Raw genomic sequence first — 1,157 nt, forward strand, 5'->3', positions numbered from 1 at the left:
TGGGCGGTGTGGCATGTTTATTCCCCTTCATTTTAGATGTAATTCTCCCGTGGCGTGAATCACGCTGGTGTTAAAAGTTTGTTTGTGTTGCTAGAAACGGCTTATAGAGATACTATGAGATTAGTCGTTCATATTTTTTCATCTGGTCTTTTCTCCAGTTGATATGGCGTTATAGTCATCAACGTGTGCGCTACGGTAAACTTCTGCATCACCGTAAACTTTTGCTTCTCCGTAAATTTCTGCCTTATCGTAAACACGTGCTTCATCGAAAACGCGTGCATCATCGTAAACTTTCGCACGCCCATGAACATGTGCATTGCCAAAAACCAAGGCATCACCAAAAACCTTGGCATAACCGTAAATCTCTGCATTATGGGAAACGCATGCCTCACCGTAAACTTCTGCATGATCATAAATTTTAGCATCACCATAAATCCTTGCACTATCGCACACATCTCCGTCTTTAATTTTTGCATTGCCATAAACTTCTGCCTTATCGGAAACATATGCATAACCGTAAACATGTGCATTTTCTAAAACTTTTGCATAATCGTAAACGCGTGCAAAACCGTAAACCTCTGCCTTATCGTAAACACGTGCTTCATCGAAAACGCGTGCACAATCGTAAACCTCTGCCCTACCGTAAACGCATGCCTCACCGTAAACTTTTGCTTCTCCGTAAATTTCTGCACGACCGTAAACGCGCGCTTCATCGAAAACGTGTGCGCTCTCGTAAACATGTGCATTATCGGAAACTTTTGCTTCATCGAAAACAAGTGCATTGCCATAAACACGTGCATCTCCAAAAACACAAGCCTTATACCAAATCCAACAATTGTCCTCATGGGATAAGTTGCCTTCATGCTCTATAAGACCGCCTAGGCTGCCTGCTTTAATACCACCAAAGTCTCGTAAGGCACGAATGCGGTGGAGAGTTTTGCCATCAACCTCAGTTGTTTCATCAGTAAGTTCATATTTCTTTTCCATGGTTTATTTCCTTGATTTGCGCACAATCCACCCGTAGCGTGAATCATGCATTACTTAAAAGTTGTTAGGAAAGGGCGGGGGTGCTGGGAGGAAAGAGCACCCCCATAGGTTTAAGCAGCTTTTGCCAAAATCTTTTGCATCTCTTGTTCTATTTCCCCTAAAAAAATTTC

1 protein-coding gene is annotated in these 1,157 nt (G+C 42.5%); it reads right to left on the minus strand.

Annotation, left to right across the window (positions count from 1 at the left end):
* Positions 1-138: 138 nt before the first annotated feature.
* A complete protein-coding gene (locus tag ACFIKO_RS09265; protein WP_375673883.1) occupies positions 139-987 on the minus strand; it encodes a hypothetical protein in 849 nt (282 codons plus the stop codon).
* Positions 988-1,157: the final 170 nt, after the last annotated feature.

This window comes from Bartonella sp. TS82HLJMH (assembly GCF_042193495.1).
Lineage (GTDB): Bacteria > Pseudomonadota > Alphaproteobacteria > Rhizobiales > Rhizobiaceae > Bartonella > Bartonella grahamii.

Excerpts from the sequence above, each read along its gene's own strand:
- ACFIKO_RS09265 (WP_375673883.1), bottom strand. The coding sequence starts at position 987 with ATGGAAAAGAAATATGAACTTACTGATGAAACAACTGAGGTTGATGGC.